This is a genomic window from Enterovibrio gelatinilyticus, assembly GCF_028683095.1.
Classification (GTDB): Bacteria; Pseudomonadota; Gammaproteobacteria; order Enterobacterales; family Vibrionaceae; genus Enterovibrio; species Enterovibrio gelatinilyticus.
Map to the genome: position 1 here is coordinate 183124 of NZ_JAJUBC010000005.1, position 25366 is coordinate 208489.

Below are 25366 nucleotides of genomic sequence, written 5' to 3' on the forward strand. Positions count from 1 at the left end.
AAACTCAACCTAATCCGGTGCACTGAGCGAGTACGTTAAGGCGCACGAACACATAGAAAGACAACGATGACAAAAACAATCACGTTCAAAAAACCGTTGGTTAACGGCATCCATGCCCGACCTGAGGCTGAAATTGAAGCAATCCCCCAAACGTTTCAGGCAACGATCACGCTACCTAAGGGGAACAACTCATGAATCTGTTGAAAATTGTTGCTGCAGTCGCTGTTGCACTCGTGGCTGCTTTTGGGCTTGTTCAGTACCCTAGCCTGCTTGGCTCTGTTGCTGCCGCATGCACAACCTTGGCCTTTTTACCTCAGGTGATCCATACCATTCGAACCAGAGACACCGCCGCCATCTCACTTGCCATGTATGTCATGTTTGTTTTTGGCGTTCTGTGCTGGCTCATTTACGGCATTGTATCCAAAGATATGCCATTGATGATGGGTAACGGCGTGACCTTGGTACTATCAAGTGTTGTGCTTTATCTGAAAATCAAATCCATATCACCTACAAGCCACCTAGACGAAACGCGTCCAGAAGTCGCGCAATAAGTTGGCGAGTCATCCGTAAGAGTTAACCAATTAAAACAACAAGCGTCAGGCGAAAACCACTGGCTCTATCATCATAGAGCCAGTCCACCTACCAATAGATTTTCACAACGAACTTAGGCGTATACACGCGTTTTCACTGTATAAAAAAGATAGAAATACGACGCAAAACCGACACAACATCTTCATCATTTCGAGCAAGAAATTGCCCCTGATTGATCCACCTTCTGCTTTTGGTTCGCGGCGCTTGTACTCACAGTTTTTTTTCGGTAGTTAAGCCCAAAAGGAAAACACTTAAGGATGAGTGCGTGGGTTACCGTGTTATAAAACTGTCTGAACTAGCGAGCTATGAATTTGGCAAAATTGAGGGTGCATTTTCAGGGCTGGCTGAGCGAGAGCTCGAAGGCGTACTGCCGCAAGGTATGGCGTTGAACAAATTCAAAGCTCAACTCGAAGAAGGTCAGTTAGTATTGCTGAGCGATGCCCCAATCACACCCGCACTTCAATTGTCATCTGCGTCATCGGGCGATAAAACGTGGCAACTCAACACCGCGACAGAATCAAGCTTTACGCCACAAGCAAAATCCGCGTTTGTGTCTCGCACCAAAGCAAAAGGTTCAGCGTCTCGCTCTGGCACAAGTTCTGACGCTCAGGCCGTCATAGAGCCCCCTTATACCCCGCAGCCCCCCGTTGAAGATAAACCCGAAAAACCGGGCATAAATTACGAGTATTTGTTTGAAGTTGCTTGCTCAGAAAATGCACTTGCCAGTGAAGTAGGTTGTCAATTTGCACTAGGGAAAACGCCGAAAGAAGCCAGCATTGTCAGTTGGGAAACTAAGCCCTCTGAATACGGCACCGTTTTCTCAGCCAAAGCGACGGATGGCGCACCAAGAAAGCTCATTACAAAAATAGCTAATTCGGAAAAAGGCGTTACCCGTCAAGAACCCGTAAAACTCAGACCAAAAGGGACTGACGCCGTCAGAGAGGCGTTTATCCCTGTTGTTCCCTCTGTTCAACTCGGCACTCGTTTAGGGTTTCCAACTGAGGGGTATTACTACCATTTCCATGAACGAAAGCTGGTTCAGGAATATAAGATTTTGGGTGAAAACCGATGGGCGTTTTATGCCACTCGTTCAACTCACGAGAAGCTCAATACTGAGCAAGCCATAAATAAATACCAAGGCGCTATTCTTCTTTATTGGAAAATCGACAGCAAGGTCGTGAAAGATCAGCACCTCGTTTATCTCGATGCGCCCATCACACGTGAGCAACTGGATAGCCTAAGCGATGAGTGGCTGAACGAACATGGTACATCCATTGATGTACCAGAACTTCTCGCCACCATGCAAACGAAACAAGCCGCAGAAAAACCCTACAAACCACAAACCGCCAATGCCCCTGCCGATGTGGTCTATGACCATAAAGAACGCTTACTCATGGGTTCAACGCTCAAAGCCATTAATAACGAAAGATTGGTGGAAAGTGGGTTGCCAGTGGTGAAGGTGAAAACCTTACCCAACAACAAGCTAACCATTGGGGTTTTCTTCGATGGAACTGGCAACAATTTAGAAAACGACAGGTATAAAGAAACAAGAGGAAAAACATCACGTACCAATATCGGAAGGCTATTTGATGCCTACCCAGAAAAAGAAGGAGAAATAGCAAAAATCTACATTTCTGGTGTTGGCACACTCGACTTCGAGGATCGCGAAGACGCAATAGCAGCCATCGACAATGATGAAGATATGGAAACAACTGGAATGGCCACGGGATCATGGGATTTTTTCGGCAATTCAGATGCTTTTGATAAATGGACAAGCTTAATAGGCCAACTACGCGATACCATTGCAGATCTCGAAGAGTCGGGAAAGTACGACGACATCAATCACATTGAATTTGATGTTTTCGGCTTTAGTCGTGGGGCTGCGCTTGCACGACACTTCGTAAACGCAGCAAATGTCGGCTTCCCTCACTACGACTCTCCGGTAATACCACCAGACAGTGACGCTGGTACTCGAAGACGCATCCAGCGCAATCGATTTAGTGTCAACATTGTTCCCCACCTTCTCAGCAGCGAGCACCAAAGAGCGGGCGAAACCTGCCATTATCACATCGATGAATCAAAACAGGTCAGTGTTCGCTTTGTCGGTATATTTGACACAGTAGGATCCTTTGGAATACCAGGCGACAACAATGAGGATGGCTTCAATCTGATTCTATCTCCATCAAGTGCAGAAATGGTTTATCACATTACAGCTCACCATGAATATAGGGGGAACTTCCCTCTTACCTCACTAAAAATCGATGGCAAATTGGCAGATAATTTTTACGAAGAGGTCTTTCCTGGCGCTCATGCTGATGTAGGTGGGGGCTACCCTTCAATGCTTCAATACGGAAAAAAAGATCTCCCTGACTATCTTGGATTTCCGATTGATGACACATACAACCGCGAACTCGTGAAGAAGGTTGATAATTTGGTGCGTCCTAGAGATAGATCAGACTATGAGGCACTCTATGAGAGGTCTTGGGATAAAGAAGTTCAACAGAACTATGGAATTCCTAAACAATATGGGCGAGTAAGAAGCAGAGGCGGTACTTTCTATTTTTATCGACTCCAACCAATAAGTAACGGGCTTCAAGGCATTACTCAGGAAAGGATGCGACAACAAGCTGAGCTTGCAGGTATCAATTGGGATATATTGGATTACGAACTGCCTGTTGATTATGACGGCAATACAGAAATGAAAGCTCTTACTAATAAGCTGCTCAAAGTAGAACCTGGTTGTGTTGATGTTTGCGACTGGCAACAAGAAGTAGAAGCGAACATACTGAATTGGGTTCATCGACCACACGACCCTTTAATTAATCCTGGTTGGTACGATGTAAAAACTGATGCATCCAATTTCATCAACGTTGACGAACAAGGCAATTATTTCAGGGAGATATTCGACAATGAGTAAGCTTCATATCGCGCTGTTCCTCAGTCTTTTGGGGTTACATATTTCAGGATGCTCAGAAGAAATTAACGATGCGCCAAAAGCCAAATTTGGGAATTCTGGCAGTTTGGATGGCCCTTACAGTATTCGCGATGTATTAATAACAGATACGTCAGGTGCATCTTCTAATCTCGGTTATGGCTCCGTTAGCAGTTATCCGGGAGCAAGTGCTAGTATTTCAGGTTTAGGTATCCCTGCGCATATTTCTGGTTACTGGAGCAAGCCATCTGATACATCGCCACATCCCGTCGCTTATTATCGCCTAGACAGCGCAATAGACAGCAAACTAGCAAAGCAGAAAGTTGCAACGCTAAAAGGTGCTTACACAAAGCTTAAAGACAAACCCGGCACCATTCAGGTCGTTGTAAATAAAGACCAAATACAGGTGTTTTATACATTCAAATGCTTTGACGTTTATGATGATTGTGAAAAAAAAGAAGGCGCAGACCCTAATGGATGGATACAGGCAAGCCCTGATGGAAATACTGATGTCGTTATGCTGTTTTCGGGAAAAGGAGAAACGTCCCCAACTGCGTTTCCTGCATCTCCTTATGATAAAAGGCTAGTCCGGGCAAAAAGCGTCGAAAGCACAAATATCACAGAGCTGATATTAACGAGCGAAAATGGTAAGTCTTATACCTTGGGTGACAACTTAGATTACCCTACCTCCTTCTCTATTTCGTGGGCAAAGAAAACAAATCCAGAGGCGGATTTTTCCGAGTGGCAGTTCGAACGCTATCGATTAAGTGGCGAATTCAACGCCCCAGCGCTTAGTGAAGAGGCAATACAAGCCTACCGCCGCGCCACCAATGGGTATATTAAAACCAGCACATTTGACATTTTCGCCGAGGATGACTCGCTATTCATCACATACAGCGCTGCGTGTTTAACTGACACTGTGGGAGAACGCTGTGAAGTTGCCAAAGACCCTGAAAACCGTTGGCGTTATTTTGACGAAATTGGCCGGCATGCTTTGATATTGTTTCATGGGAAGGGACAAAAAGTGCCCCAGTAACTTGAGGAAAATCCCAGCGCCTTGAATCAGCAATAACGCTATGAATAACAGCAAATAAAGCCATTCACCGCCCCTACGATATCCCAATAAGTCCAGGATACAGTGATGTGAAAACAGAGGTGGCCAACAGGCCCAATAGAAATAATTCTGGAGAATTAGAGAGAGAGATATTTGATAATGCGTGATGTAAAACGCCTTTTTCTTCCAATGACCATATGCTTGTTAGCAACGACAGCCTGCACCGATGAAATGAACCCGCAAGGCCCTATTGCGAGATTTGCCAACTCTGGCAGTTTAGATGGACCATACAGCATGGTCGACATCAAAGTTAGAGACTCTTCAGGTGGTCACTCAGGCTTTGGGTTTGGTGCTGTAAGTAGCTACCCTGGTGCAAGTGCTGATATTGGTGGTATAGGTGTCCCAGCCTATATTGAAGGATATTGGGCTAAAAAAAATATCGAGTCCAAAGGCTATCAAGAATATTTCTATATCTCTAAATCCATAGACTCAAAGCTTGCATTGAGAAAAGCGTCAGCCCTTAAACACTATTACAAAACACTTCAAACCAACTTGCCAATCATGCAGTTTGTTGTTGATGGACCACGCGCTCGACTTTTTTTGTCTTCAGGCTGTTATTACACACTCGAACCAAAAAAATGCGAGCCTCGCGAAAATGCAGACCCCAATGGTTGGGTAGTTAAAGATCCCATTGATGGTACTGATATTGTTGTTCTGTTTGATGGTTTGGCTGAAAGTTCACCCACCGCATTCCCTATGTCGCCACTCGACACGCGATACTTAAACTTTAATACCTTCTATGAAGGTCGCGTTGATTCAGTTGAGGTCACCGATCATGATGGCAAAATCGCTGAACGATCTGCCATTATGCCCAAAACGCTCAAAGCGCACTGGCGAGAACTCATAAACCCAGAAGCAAATTGGGATGAATGGACATTTCGCTATTATCGTTTCCATACCGAAACTCGTGCTAGTGACTCCCTCGAAAAGAGTATTCAAGCCTATCGCAATGCTTTTGATGGTTACCTAAAGCAAAGTTATTTTAAAACAGTCGCTAAAGGTGATGACGTTGTTATGGCATATACCGTCAGTTGCTTGAGGGAAAAGACCTTAACGTTTGATTGCCCAATTGCTGAAGACCCTAAACAACGCTGGGAATACATCCAAGAAATTGAAGAGTATGGTGTGGTTCTTTTCCGCGGTAAAGCCGAAGTCTCAGATACTCCGTTTCAGAACACTCAGGCTCAGTAGCGTCTGACACTGAAAATGTAGCTGGCCAATTCGCCCAACATCAATGAGTATGGTGAGCTATTTAGGGAGATATTCGACAATGTCTAAGTCCGTGAGCCTCTTGTTTGTTTGTTTAATGCTTATCGGGTGTTCAGACGAGCAAGAGGTGTATAAAACTCATGCTCGACTTGCCAATGCAGGAAGTCTCGATGGCCCTTATGGGATCATTGATGTGTATGCCACAGATACTTTTGGCGGTCGCATGGGGTTTGGATTCGGTGCGGTAAATGGTTTTCCTGGAGCAAGCGCTGCTGCAGGTGGTCTTGGTGTGCCCAATTTTATTGAGGGTCATTGGGTGAAAGAAGACCCGACAACCAGAAGAGATAGTGTCTACTTTCGTATTTCCTCTCCCATCGACAGTGAGCTAGCCAAGAAAAAGATCGAAACGTTGGAAAACTACTACGAAAACTATTCGACCCGCTGGGGCACAATGCAGTTTGCTGTCGATGGTCCCAAAGCAATGCTCTTTTTCACCCTAAATTGTTTTGATGATTGCACCCCTCGTAAAAATGCCGACCCCAATGGTTGGGTGATTAAAGACCCTCTAAGTTTAACTGACGTCGTTTTGCTGTTTGATGGCCTTGGTGAAACATCCCCCTCGCCCTATCCAAAATCTCGTTTAGATACACGGTTTCTGTACTATGAATTAGCCGAATACAGTGGCATCGACTTTTCCAAGATCAGAGATGTTGACGGTCAAATCGCGGAAAGTGCGGTTGAAATGCCTGTGTACTCCAAAGTGGCGTGGAGTGAAGCCATCAACCCTGAAGATGATTTAAAAGCGTGGAAATATCGCTACTATAAATTTGAACATTCGATGGATGACCTAGACGCTCAGGAAGCAAAAATACAGGCCTATCGACAAGGTGCGTTTGATGGGTACCTCAAGCAAACTTACATGCAATTTCTGTTAGAGGGCGATAACGTTAAAATCACCTACTCTGTCTCATGCTATCTGCCAATGACGCAATGCACCGTCACCGAAGATCCCCAAAAGCGCTGGGAATACATCCCCGAGATAGATAGGTATGGTGTGGTCCTGTTTAGCGGTAAAGCCGATATGTCGGATAAGCCATTTGATGGCATCCCTGCACCGCAGTAATTTGGATGTTTACATTCCGTACCCTAAAAGAATGAGTATGGTGAGCTATTTAGGGAGATATTCGACAATGTCTAAATCCATGAGTCTCCTGCTCGCGAGCTTAATGCTTATCGCATGTTCAGATGAGCAAGAGGTGTATAAAACACACGCTCGACTTGCTAATGCCGGCAGTATTGATGGCCCCTATGGGATCATTGATGTGTATGCAACCGACACTTTTGGCGGTCGCATGGGGTTTGGATTCGGTGCGGTAAATGGTTTTCCTGGAGCAAGCGCTGCTGCAGGTGGTCTTGGGGTTCCTCATTTTATTGCAGGTCATTGGGTCAAGCAAAACCCAGACACAATGCGTAACAGCGTTTACTATCGTATTTCCTCCCCCATCGACAGTGAATTAGCCAAGAAAAAAATCGAAACGTTGGAAAACTACTACGAAAACTATTCGACCCGCTGGGGCACAATGCAGTTTGCTGTCGATGGTCCAAAAGCGATGCTCTTTTTCACCCTAAATTGTTTTGATGATTGCACCCCTCGTAAAAATGCCGATCCCAATGGTTGGGTGATTAAAGACCCTCTAAGTTTAACTGACGTCGTTTTGCTGTTTGATGGCCTTGGTGAAACATCCCCCTCGCCCTATCCAAAATCTCGTTTAGATACACGGTTTCTGTACTATGAATTAGCCGAATACAGTGGCATCGACTTTTCCGAGATCAGAGATGTTGACGGTCAAATCGCGGAAAGTGCTGTTGAAATGCCGGTGCACTCCAAAGTGGCATGGAGTGAAGCCATCAACCCAGATGATGATTTAAAGCATTGGAAATATCGCTACTATAAATTTGAACATTCGATGGATGACCCAGACGCTCAGGAAGCAAAAATACAGGCCTATCGACAAGGTGCGTTTGATGGGTACCTCAAGCAAACTTACATGCAATTTCTGTTAGAGGGCGATAACGTTAAAATCACCTACTCTGTCTCATGCTATTTGCCAATGACGCAATGCACCGTCACCGAAGATCCCCAAAAGCGCTGGGAATACATCCCAGAGATAGATAGGTATGGTGTGGTCCTGTTTAGCGGTAAAGCCGATATGTCGGATAAGCCATTTGATGGCATCCCTGCACCGCAGTAATTTGGATGTTTACATTCCGTACCCTAAAAGAATGAGTGACGCATTTTACTAATGGCAGATAGAAAACATAGAAACCATATTTCAAGCACAGTTGTATTGACGATAACATTCGTTGTTATCTCACTCGAAATAGTCACTCTGCTCGAATTCGCATTGAACTCTGACGCTTACCATTTTGGCTCCGAAGTGAACGGCTTACGGCATGAAAGTGAGTGGCACTATGTTGGATTTTCTCTCGCTACCCTCGCCCTTTTGTTTGCCTCCTTGTTCGTGGAACGTCTATTGGAGTCAACCGAGTGGTGCTTTACTCTTAGTACGATCTTGGCTTTAACATCAGTGTTTGTTTTCTTCGCCGTTTAAGCATCTATCTCATTCGCAAGCCCTTTCGATCAACATTGACGAATAAAGCAATTATTTCAGGGAGATATTCGACGATGAGTACGCTTCATATCGTGCTGTTTATCAGTCTTTTGGGATTGCATATTTCGCGATGTATTAGTAACAGATACGTCAGGTGCCTCTTCTAATCTCGGTTATGTCAACATAAAATTGGTTTGCTTCCCATAGGAATATAGGCAGGCGTAAACTATGTTGTAACAACCACAGCATCTTGGTTTGCATGGAATGCATCAATGATAAATAACAACGGAGTGCGATGATGCGACATCTTGTCTTGGGGCTGTTTTTGTCTCTATTCACGTCCCCTGTGCTAGCCGCTTGGGATGATGATGCTTATGTAGAAAAAGCCTTTGAGCTGATTGCCCTCAACAATGAATATGATGATGACACTCACCCTATTCGCAAGTGGCGTCAGCCAATAAAGGTCTGGATAGACCATAGAGTGGGTGACCAAGAGCTTCATACCATGCTAGTTCGCATGCACCTCACGCACCTATCAAAAGTCACGGGTCACGATGTCCAATTGGTCGATAATCTGGAGAAAGCGAACCTAAGAATGGTGTTTACCCGCCAAAGCCGTTGGCAGGATGAAACGCGAGAATTGTGGGGGGCTAATGAGTCTTACCCTTTTCGCGGCGCTATCTGCATGGCGCACTTTTCGGTGACCAAAAGTAATGAAATCCGACGCGGTCTGATTGTTATTCCGGTTGATCTAGCACGTGAGCGCGGCAAGCTGTTTGCTTGCGTAGTGGAAGAATTGACGCAAGCCATGGGCTTGCCAAATGATTCCAATGAGGTTTTTCCTTCCATCTTCAATGACAACACCAAGAACAGCGTTTTGACGCCACTGGATGTGACCTTACTCCGGTTGCTTTATGCACCTGACATTCATGCTGGCATGACAGGGAATAAAGCGCTCCCAATCGTGTCACAATGGCTGAAAGCGCGTCCTGCGTGGGCAGAGGAGTCAAAAAAACTCGCTCGCCAATCAGAGTTTGTCACGGAGTTGGGGTTGTTTTGACCCTATAGGCTAAGCCATGGTATCTCGTCTTGAGTGACGACCATTGCTTTGGGCGTTCTGGCACGAAAAAGTGGCCAACGTAAGCGAAATACTCTCAAAAATGGGGTTTTAAGGATAACTCTCTCAATGATCGTCGTTAAATCTTCATAACGCTTGGTTAACCACTTGTACATCTAAGGCATATCCCCAATAATGTTACAGTAACATTGGAGGTTGGCTTAAAAATATGTCTAAAAACAATAAAAAACAGCGAGCTACGCTTCAAGACGTAGCTGATACCATTGGTATCACGAAGATGACGGTCTCTCGTTACCTTCGAAACCCCGACACGGTCGCGGCAAAAACCCGAGAGAAAATAGCACAAGCCATTGAAGAGCTTGGCTACATTGAAAACAAAGCACCAGCGATGCTATCAAAATCGTCCAGCCGTGCGATTGGCATTTTACTGCCTTCACTGTCGAACCAAATATTCGCCTCTTTCGTTCAAGGTATTGAGTCTGTCACCAAAGCTCATGGCTATGAAACCTTACTGGCGCACTTCAGTTATGACGAGGAAGAGGAAGAGCACAAGATCGCCTCCCTCCTTTCTTATCAAGTCGATGGGCTGATATTAACCGAAAGTCACCACACGCCGAAAACACTGCAAATGATCGAGAATGCAGGCGTCCCCGTGGTAGAAACCATGGAGCTACCAACGAACCCGATTGATATGGCAGTCGGCCTTGACCATATTGCCGCGTCATACGACGTGGTAAATCGCATGATTGCGTCTGGTAAGCGTTCAATTGCTTACTTTGGTGCTCGCCTTGATACGCGTACTCAGTTGCGAATGTTGGGATATGACAAGGCAATGAGTGACGCAGGCCTAACACCAAAACACATTCTGACTGGTGACCATTCCAGTTATTCATTGGCGGCCGACTTACTCACTCGCGCCCTCGAGCTGCACCCTGATTTGGATGGGGTGTTCTGCACCAATGACGATATTGCTATCGGTACTTTGCTTAACGCACAACAACGAGGGCTGAAGGTGCCTGAACAACTGTCGATTGTGGGGTACAACGCGCTAGATATCGGTCAAACCGTACAGCCAAAATTGACCAGCGTGGACACACCTCGCTTTAAGATTGGTGAAAAAAGTGCAGAGCTATTGCTGGCAAGGCTGAGAGGTGATGAGATTGAAAACAAGATTGTCGATTTAGGCTACAAGATCAGCGACGGTGGTAGCCACTAGCTAAACATACGCTTTTCAAAAACACACAGGGCAGCCATTGGCTGCCCTGTTTCTTGAGTTTGAACGTACTCACACTGTTGGTACACAAAGCATCCAGACAGTATCAGAGAATGAAGCTTGCGCCTTCCTCTGCACTTGTCACGCTCTGACGCATCACTTTAAACATGTTTCGTCCCCATGTTTGCTGCAGGGCTTCGGTATCTCGCTCAATCGGCGTTCTACCTTGAGTATCCGCCAAGTTGTTCAACTCGCCCGTTTCGCAGTTCACAGAAATCATATCGCCTTCATGCACCAGACCAATTGCACCACCACGAATGGCTTCTGGCGAAACGTGAATGGCAGAAGGTACCTTACCTGATGCACCAGACAGACGACCATCAGTGACCAATGCCACGCTAAAGCCGGCTTTTTGAATATTACCGAGAATTGGCATCAGTTTATGCAACTCAGGCATACCGTTTGCTGCTGGGCCATTGTGAGTGAGCACCACAATACAATCTTTGTTCAGCTCGCCACGCTTGTAGGCCGCTTCCACTTCATGCTGACAACGGAACACTGCCGCTGGCGCTTGAATAACGCGCTGATCCGCTTTTAGCGCAGACACTTTGACAACTGCACGTCCAAGGTTGCCATCCAGCACACGGGTACCACCTGTGCTTTCAAATACTGCACCGCTCGCCGCAATAACGGCTGCGTCACTTGAACCATGACAAGCCTGCCAGTGCAATTTGCCTTCGTTAAGGCTTGGCAGTGATAGCTGGTCTTCAAAAGAACCAAACGCAGGAACCACATCAGAATGCACCAACTGCGCTTCGTGCAGACGATGCATCAACGCGGGCACGCCGCCTGCTTGTTGGAATGCATTCATGTCTGCAGGGCCATTTGGGTAAACCTTGGCCAATAGCGGAACAACATCTGACAGGTCGCTAATGTCTTGCCACGTCAACATGATGCCCGCCGCACGAGCAACTGCCAGCATGTGAATAGTGTGGTTGGTGCTACCGCCTGATGCCAACAGCGCTATCACACCGTTAATCAGGCTCTTCTCGGTCACAACCTCAGAAAGTGGACGGTATTGCGCAGAATCTTTGGTCATTGACGCGATCTTTGATGCCGCGTGATCAGTCAAAGCCGTGCGCATGGCTGAATGCGGGTGAATGAACGCAGAGCCCGGAAGCATCAAGCCCATTGCTTCAAACACCAACTGGTTAGTATTCGCCGTGCCATAGAAAGTACAGGTTCCCGGCGCGTGATAGGCGCTACACTCCATGTCCAACAAGGCTTCTTTACCCACTTCACCCGCAGCATAACGCTGGCGCACATCGACTTTTTCTTCGTTACTGATCCCTGTCGCCATTAAGCCAGCAGGAACAAATGCAGTTGGCAGGTGAGCATAAGCCAACGCGCCCATCAGTTGCCCCGGAGCGATCTTGTCGCAAATACCCAGCAGCAAGGTGGCGTCATAGCTATTGTGGCTTAGTGACAGCGCAGTTGACTGTGCGATGAGATCGCGAGAAAACAACGACATGTCCATGCCTGGCTGACCTTGAGTCACGCCATCACACATGGCAGGTACACAACCTGCAACTTGTGCAGTGTGGCCTTGCAATGCCAACGTTTGTTTAATTTGGTCTGGGTAATCTTTGTAAGGCTGGTGCGCACTTAGCATGTCATTATATGCGCTGATAAGTGCCACGTTAGCGCGGGTCAGATCGAGAATAGATTTTTTCTCAGATGCACAAGACGCCGCCACCGCATGCGCTAAGTTGCCGCAAGAAAGTTGGTTGCGACCTTTCCCTGCGTCAGCTTGCGCTTGGGTGTGAGCCAAGAATATGTCTCGAGTGGCGCGGCTGCGTTCAATCAAACGCTCGGTGACTTTTTTGACGACGGAATGGATCATGCTACCACCTCGCTCATTCCCAGCATGGCTTGGGCGGCGCAATCAACCACAGTGTTAATGTCGCAATCGATGCTCACTATGATCGTTTGTGGCTCGTTATCCGGGCGATCAAGCGTTTCAAACTGGCTTTTCACCATGTTTTCTTTCATAAAGTGACCTTGGCGAGCACGCATACGTGTCATGATCAAATCCATATCGCCATCAAGAAACAGGAAAGTCACGTTTTGGTTTCCTTCGCGGATCTGGTCGCGGTACTTTTTCTTCAATGCTGAACACACAATCACACCGTGTTCATTTTTGCTTTCTAAGCTGTAAGCCGCATCGCGAATACGCTCTAACCAAGGCATGCGGTCATCATCATTGAGAGGTTCTCCTGATGACATTTTTTGAATATTAGCGCGTGGATGGAGATCGTCTCCATCGATGAATTTGCGGCCAAGCCGTTTAGCGAGTAACTCTCCAATGGTGGTTTTTCCACTGGCACAAACGCCCATAACGATGACACTACTTCCAGCCATGACTAATCCTCTTTACCAAATTTGCGCGTGCTCTCAATTTTGGAATTCACTTTGAAATATGGGTTTATCTTACGAATGTTATCGGTAACATGTTACCGGTAACGTAAACAAATGTGAACTCACACACAAACAATAACAATGCTAGAAAAGGTGTAACTATGGAGCAGTTAGTTCAACCCTCAGATCCTACGTTTTTGTTAACCATTGCTGTGTTCGCTATCGCGGCACTCTTGGTATTGATCATTAAATTAAAAGTGCATGCGTTTGTCTCACTGACCATTGTCAGCTTGGGTACAGCGATTGCGACTGGCGTTGCGTCAGAACAAGTGGTTCCAACCATGATGGGTGGTTTTGGTGGCACACTGGCTTCCGTCGCGCTGCTTGTTGGTCTTGGCGCGATGATTGGTAAAATCCTCGAAGTCACTGGTGGTGCGCAGGTTCTTGCAGACACGCTGATCGGTCGGTTTGGCAAAGACAAGGCCCCGTTTGCGTTGGGTATTGCCTCACTGCTCTTCGGTTTCCCTATTTTCTTTGACGCTGGCCTTGTGGTGATGATGCCAATCATCCTGAGTGTTGCTAGCCGTTTCGGCGGTTCTCCGCTGAAATACGCACTGCCATCAGCAGGCGCATTTGCGGTAATGCACGGCTTTGTTCCGCCGCACCCTGGCCCTGTTGCAGCTGCTGAGTTTCTTGGCGCAAACATTGGTCTTCTACTTGTGGTGGGTTTGCTGGTTGCGATTCCAACATGGTACTTGGGCGCGTATCTTTTCGGCCTGTACGCGGGTAAGAAGTTCGATATTCCTTTGTCTAAAGCCTTCTTCAACGGCGATACCGTTGTTGATGAATCAAAGTTACCAAAATTTGCCACGGTAATGAGCATTCTGGTGCTGCCTGTGGTACTTATCTGTCTCGACACGGGTCTGCACACGCTATCTGTTGCTGGCATCATTGACGGCAACACGCCGGTCATTGAATTCCTGCGCATGCTTGGCAAAACACCCGTTGCACTGCTTATCACTCTGCTGGTCTGTTTGGTGGTATTTGCCAAAGACTACGGCATGGCAAAACTTGAAAAACTGTGTGGTGACTCATTAGCGCCAATCTGTGGTGTGGTATTGGTCACCGGTGCTGGCGGTATGTTCGGTGGTGTATTGCGTGCAAGCGGTATCGGCGATGCATTAGCTGGCGTACTGACAGACACAGGTATGCCAGTGATTTTGGCAGCATTCGTTATCTCAACGTGTCTTCGCGTTGCTCAAGGCTCGGCGACCGTTGCACTGACAACCACCGCAGCTCTAATTGCCCCAGTGGTTGCATCGACTGTAGGCTTAAGCGAACTCGATTTATGCTTTATCGTTATCGCCATTGCGAGTGGCGCGACGGTACTTTCACACTTCAACGACTCAGGCTTTTGGCTGGTTTCTCGTCTGCTCGATATGGATGAGAAAACCACACTGAAAACATGGACCGTGATGGAAACATTGCTAGGCGGTATCGCATTTATTATCGTCGCGGCACTTAGCTTTATTTTGTAGAGGTAAACAATGAAAACGATTGAACAGCGACTAAAAGAAATCCAAATCGTCCCAGTCATTGCGATTAACGATGTCGCTCACGCTCTGCCTCTGGCAAAAGTGTTGGTAGAAAACGGCCTGCCATGTGCTGAAGTCACTTTCCGTACAGAAGCGGCAGCGGAATCTATTCGTATTATGCGTGACGCCTACCCTGAGCTATTGATTGGCGCAGGCACCGTACTCACGACGGAACAAGTCGACATCGCGATTGACGCGGGTGTGGACTTCATTGTGAGCCCAGGCTTCAACCCGACCACAGTGAAGTACTGTCAACAGCGCAACATGCCAATCGTACCGGGTGTGAACAACCCAAGTCTGGTTGAGCAAGCGATGGAAATGGGCCTGAAGACTTTGAAATTCTTCCCTGCTGAGCCTTCTGGTGGCGTTAACATGCTAAAAGCACTCGGTGCGGTTTACCCTGTGAGTTTTATGCCAACAGGTGGCGTCAGCCCAGCCAACGTTGATCAGTACCTTGCGCTAAAAAGTGTTGTCGCATGTGGTGGTACGTGGATGGTACCGACTGACATGATGGACAACGGCGATTGGGACGGCATAGCCGCGCTAGTCAAAGCGGTTTCCGAGCGTTAATCGTTAAACAGTTAAACAGTTAAACAGTTAAACAGTTAAACAGTTAAACAGTTAAACAGTTAAACAGTTAAATCCATAACATCCTAAGCCGAGCCCCCCCCTGCTCGGCTTTTTTATTGCTTCTATTCCCTCATCACCCTCGCCGTCATCATTGCTTTAGCCTCGCTTGATCGCCGAGCTGTATCAACAATAAACCGCTTGGCTAACTCAGCCACAGCTACCCTATTTGCATCCATTGTGAAGAGGGTTTTGCTATGTCTGCGATTCAACAGTTCAGCCTTGATGGGCAGGTCGCCATTGTCACTGGCGCTGCGGCGGGGATTGGTCGGCGTATTGCTGAAATGTTTGCTGATGCAGGGGCTGCAATTGTAGTGAGTGACCTTGATTTACAAGCCGCCAATGACGTAGTTTCTACCATCAAAACCCATGGCGGTCGCGCCGTCGCTACGGTGTGCAATGTCACCGATGATACAGACCGAATCGCGCTGGTTGATACCGCTGTGCGGGAATTTGGCAAGCTCACAATCCTTGCTAATAATGCAGGAGGTGGAGGCCCAAAACCGTTTGATATGCCGATGAAAGATTTCGAATGGGCCTACCAACTCAACGTATTCTCGCCGTTTCGATTAATGCAGTTATGCGCTCCTGCCATGCAAAAAGCAGGCGGCGGGGCAATGCTAAACATCAGCTCTATGGCGGGTGAAAACAAGAACTCGCACATGGCGTCTTATGGTTCATCAAAAGCTGCGGTCAATCACCTCACACGAAACACAGCGTTTGATTTAGGGCCAATGGGCATTCGTGTGAATGCGATTGCACCAGGGGCAATCCGCACTGCGGCGTTGGAGAAAGTGCTCACAACTGACATTGAAAAAGCCATGCTGAAACACACGCCACTTGGCCGATTAGGGAAAACCGATGATATCGCTTCTGCCGCTCTGTTTTTGTGTTCCCCAGCAGCGGCTTGGGTGAGTGGACAAGTGCTTACCGTCAGCGGTGGAGGTAGTCAGGAATTAAGTTAATACCCCTTTGATGAGGGGAGAAGCAGAGACAAAGAGATGGAGCAATGAAACAATGAAGCAGGGGCAAGGGGCGTGTTTGAGTCAAACCGCCCCCTTTTAACATGAGTTAGAATTTAACATGAGTTAGACGTTAGAGAGCGTTTATTGCTCCATAATGACCTTCAGATTCTCTAGGCCCACCTTGTATAGCCCAACGATCGCGCCAATTGCCGTTTCGTCATTCAGATTCTCTGGCGGATCGTTGTTTGGGTCACCTCGGTAAAACCCGGCCTTCCACGTCACGATGCTTTTATCGCCGTCAGCTTTCACTGTGATGGTCGATTGATAGTTGGTCACAGGGAGAAGTGCGGTGTTATTTTTGCTGATTTTGTATTTCAGCAGCATGCCTTCTTTGTCTAACTTTTTCAGTTGCTCCGTTACGCTTTGCTCACCCACATAAACAACGCGCACCGCCCCTTTCTGATCAGCAGGTTCTTTCTCCATCACCACCTTGGTCACAGGTGGTAACCACGTTAGGCTGTCAAACGCACCCACGGTTTTCCATACCTTTTCGGCAGGTGCGTCAATCGTGATGGATTCTTTCACCTTGAGCCTTGAGGGGCCATGAGCATAAACAAAGGACGAACCCAGAAAGCTGATGATAGTGAGTAAAAGGAGGGGGAGTTTTACTAGCATGAGTTGTTTGAGCATGAATCGTTTCCTTCTCAATACTGAAGACCGTTTCTGTTATAACGGTGATTGAGAAGGAACAGAATCGCACCTCAGGCAAAAGTGTTTTTCCAGCCAGCGTGTGCAACTAGGCTATGCAGCCCGCACCATTTTAGGGTTATGCTTCTTGATAAAGCCTTTGATTTTCGGGGCTATAACGTCGCGATAACGCCTTCCATTAAAAATCCCATAGTGCCCAACGCCTTGTTGCTCATAATGCATTTTTTTGGATTTTCTCAGTTTTTCACACAAGTCCAAAGCTGCGGAAGTTTGACCTCGCCCTGTAATATCGTCCAATTCCCCTTCAATGGTAAAGATGGCCGTATCTGTAATGCTATCTAGATCCACCCGCTTGCCACGATAGGTCATGGTCTTGTTTGGCAACTTGTGTTCGAGAAAAACTTTACGAATAGTGTCCAAGTAGTAATGGGCAGGCAAATCCATCACCGCCAAATACTCATTGTAGAACTGGCGATGTGACTCAGCATTTTCGCCATCACCTTTAACCAAGTCACCGAAGAACTTGAAGTGCTTTTGCACATGGGTATCAAGGTTCATCGACATAAAACCAGAAAGTTGAACAAAACCGGGATACACCCATTGTCCCACCCCTTTGTATTGTTCGGGCACAGAACAAATCACGTTCGACTCAAACCATTCTAAATCTTTACCGCTGGCGTAATCATTCACTTCCGTTGGGTTGATGCGCGTATCAATCGGCCCGCCCATCAGTGTCATACTCGCAGGTGTCGCCGGGTTATTTCTCTCTGCCATCAATGCTGTCGCGACCATCAATGGTACACACGGTTGGCACACGGCAATCGTGTGAGTGTCAGGCCCGAGCATTTCTAAAAATTCAACCAAGTAGTCCACATAGTCATCGAAGTGAAACTCACCTTCGCTGATTGGCACATCTCGGGCATTTTGCCAATCGGTTACATACACATCATGATCTGGGAGAAATTCCTTGATGGTTCCACGTAGCAACGTCGCAAAATGGCCAGAAAGCGGAGCGACAAAGAGCACTTTCGGCTGCTGAGGCTGCGCTTTACTTCGGCGAAAATGAAGCAAATTACAAAATGGTTTATTCGAAATGACATTGTATTGAATCGCCAGACTTTGGCCGTTAATCACCGTATGGTCGAGCCCCCAGGCAGGTTCGTCATAGCAATCTGTTAATCGCTCCACCAGCTCCATGGACGCATCAAAAGTGCGAACGACGGATAAGTCACGCATGCAATTCCAAGGCGCAGCGTTAACATCTCTGACAAATTTCACCCAACTGTTTAGCGGTTTGATGGATTCCATATATGTCGCATTGAGCTCGTAAAGCATACGCTGTCCCTACTGTTAAAAAACACGTGGCACAACGCCACTATTAACTAACTACTTAATTAACAGACTAGACCAGAAAATCAGGACACAGGATTAAGCACTTGCTTTAACATCGAAAACCATTCATCCACGCCTCTCTATCCCTTTTAGACACCGAGAGTCTCACTGGCGAAACATGCGTTCTATTTCTAATCTCTATAGGTGCAAGTGGTATTTGTGCACTGGCTGATGAAAAATCCAATGAAACCATAAGGGAATACCAATGATGCGTATGTTAATGCTAGGTATGGCGGTCCTATTACTTACCAGTTGTGAACGCAATGCTCAGTCAAACACGAAAACTGCAGTGAAAGCCGAAACCATCACACTTACCTTGGCACTCTCCAGTGCATCGGGAAAAGCTGAGCTTCAGACAGCAGAGCACTTCGCGGATCTGGTTGATACCACAACGCAAGGTGAAATCTCTGTCAGGGTGATAACTCCCCCTTCATCAACATTTGATAGGGAGATCATTGCGCAAGTGCAGCAAGGCGAATTAGACATAGCGATAACGCCTTCCTCCAAATTGTCCCATTTAACCCCGAAAATGCAGATTTTAGATCTGCCTTACCTATTCAAAGATGAGGCTGCTGCACGTCGTGTTTATAACAGCAACGCAGGGCGAACACTGTTATCTGATCTAAAAGACCATGACTTAGAAGGCCTGGCGTTATGGCCCGGAGGATTAAAACAACTCATCACCAATTTTCCGCTTTTGAGGTTCGAAGATTTTAATAACAAACGCTTCGATACCATGGAAAGCAGAGTGATACGGGAGCAGTTCGACGCATGGGGAGCAAATACGATAGCCATTGCTGCTAATCAAACTGCCGACGCTTTCACGCAAAAAGCCATTGATGGAACAGAAAACACTTACGCTAACATCGCAAAGCTAGGTATTGAGGATTTACATGTCATTGAAACTAACCACGGGTTTCTGACATTTGTCATGATGATGTCTTCTCGCAAACTCAAATCCTTACCCTCCCCACTCAAAACCGCGTTGATGGAGGCCGTTAAAGCAAGCGCTTTACATCATCAAATATTGGTTAATACCGCACGGCAAGAAGCCATCCGTGTAGTAAAAACGCAACAAGCCGTCATTCCTGTTTCTCCCGCATTGCTTCATGACATGGAAAAGTCCTTCAAGTCCCTTCTAGAGCTCAACCGAATGGCATTTGGCACTGTGTTGGTTGAACAGGTACTTCAAGCACGTGAAGATTGGAAGCAAACGCATTCTGACACCTTAATTGTTGCATTGGATGCCGACCTTCAAGGAAGTGCAGCCCTGTCCGGACTCGCAATTCGCCGTGGCATTGAACTGGCTCTAGATGAGATCAATGAACAAGGTGGCTTGCTCGGCAAACCCGTCAAACTGATCGCCAGAGACAACTCAATGGTGCCTTCTCGAGGGGTCGACAACATCAAAACGTTCGCAACGCAGCCAAACCTTCTTGCTATTTTTGGCGGTATAAGCAGCCCAGTCATGTTAGCTGAACTCGATTTCATTCATGAAAACAATATGCTGATGCTAGCTCCATGGGCCGCCGCCACCCCTATTGTTGATAGTGGTCGACAGCCAAACTTCGTTTTCCGAGTTTCCGTACGAGATGAGTATGCCGCTGAGTTTCTCCTTAAGGGCGCCTTGAACGTCTCGAATAATATAGGGCTACTCTTGGTCAACAACGGATGGGGGCGAAGCAACTACAAGGGCCTAACCGAAGCGATGAAAAAACGATCCATTGAACCCGCGTCTTTGGAATGGTTTGATTGGGGTGAAAAAGAGTTTGCCGACAAGACTCAACGCTTGGTCGACCAAGGGGCGGAAGTGATCATATATGTTGGAAACGCCGTCGAAGGTGAAAAATTTCTCTCAGTATTATCAACGCTCCCTGATCCACCCGTCGTCGTATCCCATTGGGGCATCACAGGTTCTGAGTTTGCAAAAAATGCCGCCAACGCGCTTGAGAAAGTCGACCTACGCGTGCTGCAAACCATTTCATTTATCGACAACGACTCCCCCGCTGTGAGCTCTCTCGCGTCAAAGTATCAACGGAAATACTCCACATCATCAACGAAAGACATTTTTGCCCCGTCCGGCACCGCCCATGCCTACGACTTAATGAACTTACTCGCACAGGCAACTCGGCAGGCAAATGAAAACAGCATGGTTCGCATTCGCCAAGAAATGAAAAAGATAAGAAAACATAAAGGCGTGATGAAAGAGTATCTGCATCCATTTAAACAGCAGCATGATGCCTTAACAGCTGACGACTACATTTTCACTCACTACCACAACGGAAAGCTTCACCCTTTGGAGCAGATCCGCAAATGACTAAAATGAAAAGTACCGCCATTAGCTTCACCAAACTCATTCTAGTCTTGCTGATCACGTTTTTTCTGTTCGTCGTGGGTGCGACCACTGTCATGGAGTTGTTTCGCATACAAAAACACGTTCATGCAGAACTTAAGATTCAAGCATTAAGCCACCTGCAAGTGATCGACCAAATATTAAAGAGTCAGCGTGAATCCATCATCCGCACTGCACAAAGCCAGCTTTCAATAAACAGTCTGATTGACGTAGATGGCTCTGACTATTACTTCGAGCATGCGTTAGAAGACCTCACACGCTACAACGCCATAGATGATGCTCAAACATTTGACTACGCAGGAAATATATTCAAATCAACCTCTCCTCCATCATGGTACTCATCGAGCATTGTCAGCGATGCGCTAGTCACGGGAAAAGGCTATGTTAAACTGGAAAATAACGCCGTCTACATTGTTGAGCCCATCCTCTATTTTGGCGCGGTTCAAGGCGGAATTATTGCCTATGTGAGGTTACCTACCCTTGTCACGCCAGTGTTTGAAAAGGTTAGCCAACACTACACATTGAGCTTTAAACACCAATGGACATTCGAAAACAGTAAGCTAAACACAATGGGCACCACAGCATTCGTCACGCCCACCTCTGACATGCTGTTAAGCGATTACAATGTTTCTCTCTCACTATCAGAACCTTATACACACTTACTCAATGAGATCACCCCATGGTTAACTAGCTTTATTGTCTTTGCACTGATTTCACTGTTACCAATGACCATCATTGCTCGTCAGTTGGGCCGAAAAATGGCAGCCCCCATCGCGCACCTGTCTGACAAAGTAAAAATAGGCAGTTACCCCATAGAGGTGTCACAAACAACAACCGAGTTAGCGGTCATGGCGAGTGCATTTAATCACGCCACAGAACAAATTAGACAAGCTAACAAGCTCACCGTAGAAGCAGAGCGGCAGGCAGGTCAGAGCCAACTCGCAGCCATCGTTGAAACGGTGAATGACAGCATCATCACCATTGATGATTTAGGCAACATTGCAACGTTTAACCCTGCGGCTGAAGGATTGTTTGGCTATTTTTCTGACGAAGTGATCGGTAAAAACGTGAAGCTCCTAATGCCTGATGCATTAGCTGTTCAGCATGATACCTATATTAAGAACTACTTAGATGGTAAACCCGCAAAGATTATCGGTAGCGGACGTGAAATTGTCGCCATGCGCAAAGATGGCTCCACGTTTCCCGCAGATTTGTCTGTGAGCCAAATGGATGTGCTTGGCAAACGCATGTTCACTGGCATCATTCGGGACATCACGGCCCAAAAACAAGAACAAGATATGAAAAGTGAATTCGTCGCGACGGTCAGCCATGAACTTCGCACTCCACTCACATCGATACGCGGCTCACTTGGGTTGGTGCTAGGAAAGTTCGGAGATTCCGTTCCCGCTAAAAGTAAAAAAATGCTGACTATTGCACTCAGAAACAGTGAACGATTAACCCTACTCATTAATGACATTCTAGATATCGAAAAACTCGAATCAGGACAAATGACATTCCAGTTTAGTCGTAATAACCTCAATGCCATTATTCGCCGATCGGTTGACGACATGGATGGATATGCCAAACAACACCATGTCTCTTTGGTATATATCAATGAAATCCAAGATGCCTATATCAATGCTGACTCAAGTCGACTTCAACAAGTCATTGCGAATCTACTCTCTAATGCCATCAAGTATTCACCCGCCAATAGTCAGGTCACCATCACCTTGTTACAAGTAGATACTCAATTTCGCGTTGAAGTCACGGACGTGGGAGCAGGGATACCTGCAGAGTTTCACGACCGTATTTTTGAGCGCTTTTCTCAAGCAGACAGCTCCGCGACACGGCTCGTTGGTGGCACAGGGCTGGGGCTCAGTATTACCCGAGCGATCATCAATGGTCACAAAGGGAGCATCGATTTCTTCTCAGTGCGAGGAGAAGGGTCGACGTTTTTCTTCACGCTACCTATTGATGCATCAGAGGCTAAGCGATTGGCTGCATTAGATACTCGCGCATCTCACTCCGACTACGCGATACCACAATTACTTTATGTAGGTAACAACCAAGCCTTAAAGCTAACACTTCGTGATGCATTCAAAAACGACATTGAGATTTCCTGTTCACCATCTCTTGAATCAGCAGAGATAGCAATTGAACACCAACGTTTTGAGTTGATTATCTGCGATGTCACACAGGGTGAGTCACGTTTTATGCCCTTTTTCAATTCGCTTTCAAGCCTTGCTATTCCTGTCATTTTACTCTCTGAGGTGACGTCACAAACCACGATGCCAAGCAATATCCCATCGCGCCACAAATCATCAGATTTGAATATCGACAAACTCAAATCTGAAGTCCGTCTTATACTTAAGAAAAACTTCCCTCAAAAGGCAATGTAATGAACAAACCAATTACTGTGCTGTACGTTGAAGATGACGAGGATATTCGTGATGTCTCTGAAATGGCCCTAGAGGGAGACGAGTTTGTACTCCTGTCGTGCTGTAGCGGTAACGAAGCATTAGAAAAAGCAGCGCTCTCAGACCCGGATTTATTTCTTTTGGATGTCATGATGCCTGATATGGATGGACCGACGACGTTGGAACATTTACGAAAGTTACCCCATTTGAGCTCAACACCTGCCATATTCATGACGGCTAGAGTTCAACCTTCAGAGGTAAAGGCTTACCACGATTGTGGCGCAATTGGCGTGATCAGCAAACCGTTTGACCCAATGATGCTTGCCGAACAAATCAAAGGCCTCATGGCAAAGGAAGGCTTATGAGACCATCTCAATTAAAAAAATTCCAAGAGCAACAAGCCAAGTTTACCAAAGGCATTAATAAACGCGTCAGCAAAATGAAAACGTTGTGGCAAACGATCCATGAAAACAAAGAGTCGCGACATGGTGAACTGGACGAATTGGTCCTTGAAGCGCATAAGTTAGCTGGTACAGCAACAACGTTGGGATTTGTCGACCTTGGAGAACGAGGTCGTGACATCGAGGTATTGCTCAAACCTTCTCTTGAAAACCAGAAGAACCCTTGGCCCAATACAGATATCGACGCCCTCATCGCAACCATTGACGATGTGGCCAGTATTGCCCCCAAACCCCCTGAAGATCTGACCTATGGTGAAGTCACCCTGCTTCATGAGCAGGGCCGCACCAAACAACTGGTTTATATGCTTGCTGATGATCTCAACACCATTCAGGACATGGTCGACCAACTTAAGTATCTCGAATATGACGTGCTGTCATTCGATTCTGCGGATGACTTGAAAGAAGCCCTAAAAAATGAAGCGCCATCCGTCTTGATTGTTGATATCAATGAGTGTGACCTTCTAAGCAAAGTCACCAAAGTTTGGCGAAAAAATAGCGGTATTCCCTTGGTGGTTTTAAGTAGTACCGAATGCTGGAGCAGTCGACTACTCGCCGCCAAGGCTGGGGCGTTTGCCTTTTTTCATAAGCCCGTTGAATACGACGACATTCTTAGTGTGCTGGACTCCCTGTGGGAGAGCCACAACGCCCAATATCGCGTACTGATTGTTGAAGATGAGCAAATGATTGCCGAGCACTACTCGATAGTGCTGCAAGGGGCGGGGATGAAAACCTTGATCGTGGATGAGCCGCAGCACCTGCTCGATGAACTTGGCGAGTTCAGCCCCGATCTCGTTCTCATGGATTTATACATGCCAAATTGCACAGGCGTAGAAGCAGCCAGTGTGATCAGACAACACTCGTCCCACACTAACGTGCCTATTGTCTACTTGTCCGGCGAAACCGATTTAAAACTACAGATGAAGGCATTGCAAGTCGGGGCGGATGACTTTCTCACCAAGCCAATTAATGATCTCCACCTAACGCAAGCCGTTTCCATTCGCGCCAAACGTTTCCGACAGTTAAGTGCTTTAATGGACAGAGACAGTCTCACTGGCCTACTCAATCACTCGAACCTTAAAGTCGCGCTTGAACGAGAGTTGTCGCGAGCACGCCGGCACCAGTCTCCGTTAAGTTTTGTGATGATAGATATCGATCACTTTAAGTCTGTTAACGACCGATATGGCCACCCAGTGGGAGACAAAGTGATCAAAGGTGTCGCACGCTTACTGAATTATCGGTTCAGAAAAACTGATACTTGCGCTCGGTACGGTGGGGAAGAGTTTGCACTCATTTTACCAGACACACCCGCCGATATTGCACTTCGCCTTATTGACGAATTTCGAATCACGTTTGCGAAAACACCGTTCTCAAATGGTCCCGAGACATTTTTCGCTACATTGAGTGCAGGCGTCGCGACCTTCCCTGAGTTCGATGCGATAGAGTCTATTATTGAGGCTGCAGATTCATCGCTCTACATCGCAAAAGAGAAAGGCCGTAACCGAGTAGTGACACATGTAGAATTGAATACGAACAAAAAAAGTCGCGCCTAATCCAGCAACCTTCGGACACAAGACTGAGAGTGCCACCCTCTTACTTTTATGTTCTAGACTTACGCGTGCCACAAGTAAATCATTAAATGCATTAGATAAACCGCGCCACCCTAATGTCACCTCGACGGTAC

Annotated in this window: 19 protein-coding genes; 15 read left to right on the forward strand and 4 right to left on the reverse strand. The window is 46.8% G+C overall.

Going from position 1 to position 25366, the window contains the following annotated elements; genetic code table 11:
* Nucleotides 1-191: 191 nt before the first annotated feature.
* The 8 genes from LRP50_RS06525 (at nt 192) to LRP50_RS06560 (ending at nt 10752) form a co-directional block, all read left to right on the forward strand.
* Nucleotides 192-551: a SemiSWEET transporter gene (locus LRP50_RS06525; protein ID WP_274163658.1), complete on the forward strand. Its 360-nt coding sequence runs from the start codon at nt 192-194 to the stop codon at nt 549-551.
* A gap of 305 nt (nt 552-856) precedes the next feature.
* Nucleotides 857-3508 (forward strand): DUF2235 domain-containing protein, encoded by a 2652-nt coding sequence (locus LRP50_RS06530; RefSeq protein WP_274163659.1) that lies wholly within the window; start codon nt 857-859, stop codon nt 3506-3508.
* The gene (locus tag LRP50_RS06535; protein WP_274163660.1) at nt 3501-4559 is read left to right on the forward strand and encodes a hypothetical protein; all 1059 of its coding nucleotides are present in this window, start codon (nt 3501-3503) and stop codon (nt 4557-4559) included. The genes LRP50_RS06530 and LRP50_RS06535 overlap by 8 nt, the downstream gene beginning before the upstream one ends.
* A 177-nt stretch (nt 4560-4736) precedes the next feature.
* Nucleotides 4737-5828: a hypothetical protein gene (locus LRP50_RS06540; protein WP_274163661.1), complete on the forward strand. Its 1092-nt coding sequence runs from the start codon at nt 4737-4739 to the stop codon at nt 5826-5828.
* Nucleotides 5829-5907: 79 nt separating this feature from the next.
* Entirely contained in the window at nt 5908-6969 is a 1062-nt protein-coding gene (locus LRP50_RS06545; protein ID WP_274163662.1) for a hypothetical protein, read from the forward strand.
* Nucleotides 6970-7036: 67 nt separating this feature from the next.
* Complete coding sequence (locus tag LRP50_RS06550; RefSeq protein WP_274163663.1) at nt 7037-8098, forward strand: hypothetical protein; 1062 nt, start codon at nt 7037-7039, stop codon at nt 8096-8098.
* Between the two features lie 658 nt (nt 8099-8756).
* A complete protein-coding gene (locus tag LRP50_RS06555) occupies nt 8757-9518 on the forward strand; it encodes a DUF2927 domain-containing protein (RefSeq protein WP_476397358.1) in 762 nt (253 codons plus the stop codon).
* Between the two features lie 226 nt (nt 9519-9744).
* Nucleotides 9745-10752: a substrate-binding domain-containing protein gene (locus LRP50_RS06560; RefSeq protein WP_274163665.1), complete on the forward strand. Its 1008-nt coding sequence runs from the start codon at nt 9745-9747 to the stop codon at nt 10750-10752.
* A gap of 103 nt (nt 10753-10855) precedes the next feature.
* Here LRP50_RS06560 and edd read toward each other — a convergent pair whose 3' ends face one another.
* The gene (gene edd / locus LRP50_RS06565; RefSeq protein WP_274163666.1) at nt 10856-12652 is read right to left on the reverse strand and encodes a phosphogluconate dehydratase; all 1797 of its coding nucleotides are present in this window, start codon (nt 12650-12652) and stop codon (nt 10856-10858) included.
* Nucleotides 12649-13170, reverse strand: coding sequence for a gluconokinase (locus tag LRP50_RS06570; protein ID WP_274163667.1), 522 nt, complete (start codon nt 13168-13170; stop codon nt 12649-12651). Before LRP50_RS06570 ends, edd begins: the two co-directional genes overlap by 4 nt.
* A 158-nt stretch (nt 13171-13328) precedes the next feature.
* On the opposite strand from LRP50_RS06570, the gene LRP50_RS06575 reads away from it, so the two are divergent.
* From LRP50_RS06575 to hdhA, 3 genes are all read left to right on the forward strand, one after another.
* A complete protein-coding gene (locus LRP50_RS06575) occupies nt 13329-14705 on the forward strand; it encodes a GntP family permease (RefSeq protein ID WP_274163668.1) in 1377 nt (458 codons plus the stop codon).
* 9 nt (nt 14706-14714) lie between these two features.
* Nucleotides 14715-15332 carry a bifunctional 4-hydroxy-2-oxoglutarate aldolase/2-dehydro-3-deoxy-phosphogluconate aldolase gene (locus tag LRP50_RS06580; RefSeq protein WP_016959772.1) on the forward strand — a complete coding sequence of 206 codons (618 nt, stop codon included), beginning with the start codon at nt 14715-14717 and terminating at the stop codon, nt 15330-15332.
* 254 nt (nt 15333-15586) lie between these two features.
* Nucleotides 15587-16354, forward strand: a complete 768-nt coding sequence (gene hdhA, locus LRP50_RS06585) for a 7-alpha-hydroxysteroid dehydrogenase (protein WP_274163669.1) — start codon at nt 15587-15589, stop codon at nt 16352-16354.
* A 141-nt stretch (nt 16355-16495) separates the two neighbouring features.
* Here the strand turns inward: hdhA and LRP50_RS06590 are convergent, their stop codons facing one another.
* Entirely contained in the window at nt 16496-17044 is a 549-nt protein-coding gene (locus LRP50_RS06590) for an SRPBCC family protein (protein ID WP_274163670.1), read from the reverse strand.
* A gap of 111 nt (nt 17045-17155) precedes the next feature.
* Nucleotides 17156-18397 (reverse strand): polyhydroxyalkanoate depolymerase, encoded by a 1242-nt coding sequence (locus LRP50_RS06595; protein WP_274163671.1) that lies wholly within the window; start codon nt 18395-18397, stop codon nt 17156-17158.
* Between the two features lie 262 nt (nt 18398-18659).
* Between LRP50_RS06595 and dctP the strand changes: the two genes are divergently transcribed.
* From dctP to LRP50_RS06615, 4 genes are read left to right on the forward strand one after another with little or no spacing between them, the layout of a single operon-like run.
* Nucleotides 18660-20771 carry a TRAP transporter substrate-binding protein DctP gene (gene dctP / locus LRP50_RS06600; RefSeq protein ID WP_274163672.1) on the forward strand — a complete coding sequence of 704 codons (2112 nt, stop codon included), beginning with the start codon at nt 18660-18662 and terminating at the stop codon, nt 20769-20771.
* Entirely contained in the window at nt 20768-23206 is a 2439-nt protein-coding gene (locus LRP50_RS06605; RefSeq protein WP_274163673.1) for an ATP-binding protein, read from the forward strand. Before dctP ends, LRP50_RS06605 begins: the two co-directional genes overlap by 4 nt.
* A complete protein-coding gene (locus LRP50_RS06610) occupies nt 23206-23589 on the forward strand; it encodes a response regulator (protein ID WP_274163674.1) in 384 nt (127 codons plus the stop codon). Before LRP50_RS06605 ends, LRP50_RS06610 begins: the two co-directional genes overlap by 1 nt.
* Nucleotides 23586-25235 carry a diguanylate cyclase gene (locus LRP50_RS06615; protein WP_274163675.1) on the forward strand — a complete coding sequence of 550 codons (1650 nt, stop codon included), beginning with the start codon at nt 23586-23588 and terminating at the stop codon, nt 25233-25235. The genes LRP50_RS06610 and LRP50_RS06615 overlap by 4 nt, the downstream gene beginning before the upstream one ends.
* Nucleotides 25236-25366 lie beyond the last annotated feature (131 nt).

Coding starts and splice junctions, on each gene's coding strand:
- LRP50_RS06525 (WP_274163658.1), top strand. CDS start 192: ATGAATCTGTTGAAAATTGTTGCTGCAGTCGCTGTTGCACTCGTGGCT.
- LRP50_RS06535 (WP_274163660.1), top strand. CDS start 3,501: ATGAGTAAGCTTCATATCGCGCTGTTCCTCAGTCTTTTGGGGTTACAT.
- LRP50_RS06540 (WP_274163661.1), top strand. CDS start 4,737: ATGCGTGATGTAAAACGCCTTTTTCTTCCAATGACCATATGCTTGTTA.
- LRP50_RS06545 (WP_274163662.1), top strand. CDS start 5,908: ATGTCTAAGTCCGTGAGCCTCTTGTTTGTTTGTTTAATGCTTATCGGG.
- LRP50_RS06550 (WP_274163663.1), top strand. CDS start 7,037: ATGTCTAAATCCATGAGTCTCCTGCTCGCGAGCTTAATGCTTATCGCA.
- LRP50_RS06555 (WP_476397358.1), top strand. CDS start 8,757: ATGCGACATCTTGTCTTGGGGCTGTTTTTGTCTCTATTCACGTCCCCT.
- LRP50_RS06560 (WP_274163665.1), top strand. CDS start 9,745: ATGTCTAAAAACAATAAAAAACAGCGAGCTACGCTTCAAGACGTAGCT.
- edd (WP_274163666.1), bottom strand. CDS start 12,652: ATGATCCATTCCGTCGTCAAAAAAGTCACCGAGCGTTTGATTGAACGC.
- LRP50_RS06570 (WP_274163667.1), bottom strand. CDS start 13,170: ATGGCTGGAAGTAGTGTCATCGTTATGGGCGTTTGTGCCAGTGGAAAA.
- LRP50_RS06575 (WP_274163668.1), top strand. CDS start 13,329: ATGGAGCAGTTAGTTCAACCCTCAGATCCTACGTTTTTGTTAACCATT.
- LRP50_RS06580 (WP_016959772.1), top strand. CDS start 14,715: ATGAAAACGATTGAACAGCGACTAAAAGAAATCCAAATCGTCCCAGTC.
- hdhA (WP_274163669.1), top strand. CDS start 15,587: ATGTCTGCGATTCAACAGTTCAGCCTTGATGGGCAGGTCGCCATTGTC.
- LRP50_RS06590 (WP_274163670.1), bottom strand. CDS start 17,044: ATGCTCAAACAACTCATGCTAGTAAAACTCCCCCTCCTTTTACTCACT.
- LRP50_RS06595 (WP_274163671.1), bottom strand. CDS start 18,397: ATGCTTTACGAGCTCAATGCGACATATATGGAATCCATCAAACCGCTA.
- dctP (WP_274163672.1), top strand. CDS start 18,660: ATGATGCGTATGTTAATGCTAGGTATGGCGGTCCTATTACTTACCAGT.
- LRP50_RS06605 (WP_274163673.1), top strand. CDS start 20,768: ATGACTAAAATGAAAAGTACCGCCATTAGCTTCACCAAACTCATTCTA.
- LRP50_RS06610 (WP_274163674.1), top strand. CDS start 23,206: ATGAACAAACCAATTACTGTGCTGTACGTTGAAGATGACGAGGATATT.
- LRP50_RS06615 (WP_274163675.1), top strand. CDS start 23,586: ATGAGACCATCTCAATTAAAAAAATTCCAAGAGCAACAAGCCAAGTTT.